We start from the raw sequence: 3,567 nt of genomic DNA, 5'->3' as shown, positions 1-3,567 counted from the left end.
CGCAAAGCTAGGGGGCCGACCGATGACATCCGCCATCAAAGTTGAAATCGTCTCCATCTGCGCCGCCTTCGCCTTCATGACCGCGGTGCTCGCCGCCGTCTGGTGACGGCTGGTCCGACACGGTTTTCCGCCGATCGGTCGCCGCGCCAAATCCGGAAACGCGACTGCAAAGCGCGTCTCTCCTCCCCGCCGAGCGCCACGTCCCGGACCTGCGACGATCCATGAGCCTTCCGCGACCCGGTCAGTCGCGGAAGGCTCTTTCATGCCAGGGACTGGATCGGGGAAATTGACCGCCGAAAACCTACAGCGTGTTCGCTGACGCGGCCCTTCGGGTCGAGCAAAGTGGATGCCGGTTCGCGTGAAGAACCCTAGGTCCGCGAAGCGAATATGTGCTAAAATAAAAAGATAGATCGTTTCCTTGTTTCCATGAAACAAGGAAACGATCTAAGCGCCTCAGCGCTGCGGCGACGCGGCCGGCGCCTCGCCCGCGAACCTTTGGCTCGCGGTCTGGCTGAACAGGCGGTCTTGCGACAAAGCCAGCATTTCCATCTTGCGGAGATTAATTGGCGCGAGATTGAGCACTGTCTCGACCCAGACGTCGGTCACGTCGCGCAATTCCTCCAGGGTCAACGGCGCCACGCGCCGACGCACCTTGCCCATGGCCGCAAGCAAGGCGTGCCTCTTGCCGTTTTCCGTCACGAAAGCGCGCGCCCGCTCGGGCCCCTCGCCCTTTTCGACCAGATAATCGACGAGGCCCATTTCGAAAAAGTCCTCGGATTTGAACATCTTGCCGCTGAGGATCAGCTTTTCCGCGCGCGCCGCGTCGAGCCGCCGCGAGATCAGGCTATAGGCGCCCATGCCCGGAAAAGTATGGAACAAAGCCTCGGGAAAGCCGAGATTGACCCCACGCTCGGCGATGACCACCTGGCAGCTCAACGCCGCCTCCAGCCCGCCGCCGAGCGCGTCGCCCTCCAGCAAGGCGATGGTTACGACGGGCGCCTCGAAGCCGTGATAATTATTGTAGATCGCGTCGACACAGGCATAGGCGTAGCGCCGCAGTCCCTCGGCGTCGCGCGCGCGGACGCGGTCGAGGAAGAAGGAGAGGTCGCCGCCCATGTTGAACACGCCCTGGCGCAGCGATCCGCCGATGAAGAATTTGATCGGCGGCTCATCGAAAGCCTCGCTGCCGCGCAAGGCGCGGATATCGGCGTAAAGGCCGTTGAGCTCGCGCAGCAGCGGCAGCGTCCAGCTCACGCTGTTGGCGTGCCGCATCGAGCACCAGACGGCGCGCGTCACCGGATCGAAACGCACGTCGAGTTCACGGCGCGGCTTGACCAGGAAGGCCAGCCCCAGCGGCAGCGCCCTGCTCTCCTCGGTCGGTCCGACGTCCTTGCGTTCGATCGAAGTCCGCACTGGCGTTGAGGAGCTCAAAGACGGGATACCGGCGGACTGCATCATGACGGGGGCATTCCAGCAACGTTGCGCGTCCCATGGAGCGCGCGTTAAGGAAGATTAACAAGCGTTCATTTCAACAAATGTTCCAAACGTAACTTTCCGCTACAATTTACAGAAAATTTTACGATTCATAAACTATAAGACGAAAGTCACTTTGTATTATTCTGGAACAAAGACAATAGAAATTAACCATAACGCGCCTTCTCAAGCAAAGCTGCGCCATAACGGATCAAGGCGCCGCCGCCATCGCCGCAACGCGCGGCAAGCTCGGCGAGATCGGCCGGCGGCGATTCCATGAGCCGGATCAAGGCCTCGTCCGAAATGAGACGTCCTGGCGCCATTCTGGCGCGGCGGGCGATGACGACGCGCTCGGCCATCAAGGCGCGAAGGCGATTGCTCTGTTCAACCGTCAAGGGCGCTCGCGGCGCCGGCCTTTCTTCTTCCACGGCTCTGTTCAGGCTCTCGATCTCGACTTCCTCGACTTGCGACGCGGCGCGCGGGCTGATTCGCCGCCGCGCCAGCGCCAGCGCGTCGCCGGCCCAAAAGCGCGCCATTCGCGCAGCCTGACGCCAGGCCGCGACACCGCTGCGGCAATTGTCGCATTGGCCGCAGGCGGGCGCCGTTTCGCCCAAAGCGGCGAGCAATGCGCGCTCGCGGCAGCGCGCCGTCAGGAAATAATCCGACAGGCCGCCCGCGCGCAGCCCCGCCGCCGGGTCGATCCGCGCCAGATCGAACCGCGCCGCGCGCAAGACGGCCATGCCGCGCGGATCGTAAAGCGCGACAGCCTCCGCCGGCGCGCCGTCGCGTCCCGCCCGGCCGGTCTCCTGATAGAGCGTTTCGAGATGATCGGGCGCGTCATAATGGATGACGAAGCGCACGTCGGGCTTGTCCACGCCGAGGCCGAAAGCGATGGTGGCGGCAATGACCATGTCGGGACGGGCCAGAAAGGCGTCCTGCCGCGCCGCCCGAACCTCGGCCGGCAAGCCCGCGTGATAGGCGGCCGCCGAAAGGCCCGCCTCGCCCAGCAGGGTCGCGATCCGGTCGGCGCTCGCGCGGGAGGCGCAATAGACGATACCGCTGCGGCCGCGCCGCGCCGCGACCAGATCGAGCGCTTGCCGCATCCTGTCGCGGGCGCGTGGAACCGCCGAAAGCGCGACCGCGGGGCGGCGGAACGAGCCGACGAAGACGCGCGGCGGCCGGGCGAAGAGATTTTTAAGAATGTCGGCGCGCGTCGCCGGCGACGCTGTGGCCGTCGTCGCGATCATTTGCGGCTGGCCCAGATGGTCGGCGGCTTCCGCGATCAGGCGATAATCCGGGCGGAAGTCATTGCCCCATTGCGAGATGCAATGGGCTTCGTCGACCGCCAGGGCGCGCACGCCCGCGCCCCGCAGCAAGGCCAATGTCTCCGGATCGGCGAGCCGCTCGGGCGCGAGATAAAGCAGGCTGAGCCGTCCGTTTTCGAGGCCGGCGCGAAGCCTGCAATAGGCGTCCGGGTCGAGGCCGGCATGGAGCGCGGCGGCTGGAATTCCCTGTTGCGCAAGCTTTTGCGCCTGGTCGCGCATGAGAGCGACCAGCGGCGAGATCACCAAAGTCAGGCCGGGCCGGGCCAGAGCCGGAAGCTGATAGATCAGCGATTTGCCGGCTCCGGTCGGCTGCAGCGCCAGCAAATCCGCGCCGGCCAGCGCGGCTCCGACCGGCTCGGCCTGTCCGGGCAGGAAATCGTCGAAACCGAAGCGCTCCCGCAGGAGAATGCGCGCGGCGTCGAAACCGGCCATCGCTCTCATCCTCCTGCGGCAAAATGTGGCGCCAAAGTTGGGCGTCGCGCCGACGCCCAAGCGATTGTCATCGCGCGATCCACGACCTAGATTGTGGCGCGCGAGGTCTTCCGGCCTTCGCGCCAAGGAAGTCTGCACCGATTCGGGTTCGTATCCCATCGTCAGGAAGGAAACGTCACATGAAGCTCATCCACGCGCTGTCGGCGGCGGCCGCCCTCGCTTTGGTCTCGTCCTCCGCTTTCGCCGCGGGCGATCCCGAAGCGGGCGCCAAGGTGTTCAACAAGTGCAAGGCCTGCCACCAGATCGGCCCCGGCGCCAAGAACGTCGTCGGCCCCGA

3 protein-coding genes are annotated in these 3,567 nt (G+C 65.1%); 1 reads left to right on the top strand and 2 read right to left on the bottom strand.

The genetic code is table 11. The annotated features are described in order from the left end of the window. Positions 1 to 453: 453 nt before the first annotated feature. Together ACE3S9_RS16670 and ACE3S9_RS16665 are read right to left on the bottom strand one after the other, a co-directional pair. Complete coding sequence (locus ACE3S9_RS16670; protein ID WP_374547597.1) at positions 454 to 1,413, bottom strand: crotonase/enoyl-CoA hydratase family protein; 960 nt, start codon at positions 1,411 to 1,413, stop codon at positions 454 to 456. 227 nt (positions 1,414 to 1,640) lie between these two features. Then, complete coding sequence (locus tag ACE3S9_RS16665) at positions 1,641 to 3,230, bottom strand: RecQ family ATP-dependent DNA helicase (protein ID WP_374547596.1); 1,590 nt, start codon at positions 3,228 to 3,230, stop codon at positions 1,641 to 1,643. Between the two features lie 179 nt (positions 3,231 to 3,409). On the opposite strand from ACE3S9_RS16665, the gene ACE3S9_RS16660 reads away from it, so the two are divergent. Then, positions 3,410 to 3,567, top strand: a 158-nt coding sequence (locus ACE3S9_RS16660; RefSeq protein ID WP_374547598.1) for a cytochrome c family protein, incomplete at its 3' end; no start/stop codon positions are given.

Origin of the sequence: Rhodoblastus sp. (genome assembly GCF_041915505.1) — a bacterium.
Classification (GTDB): domain Bacteria; phylum Pseudomonadota; class Alphaproteobacteria; order Rhizobiales; family Beijerinckiaceae; genus Rhodoblastus.
The sequence above is the reverse complement of the archived record's forward strand: the minus strand, read 5'-3'. Positions and strand labels throughout refer to the sequence as shown.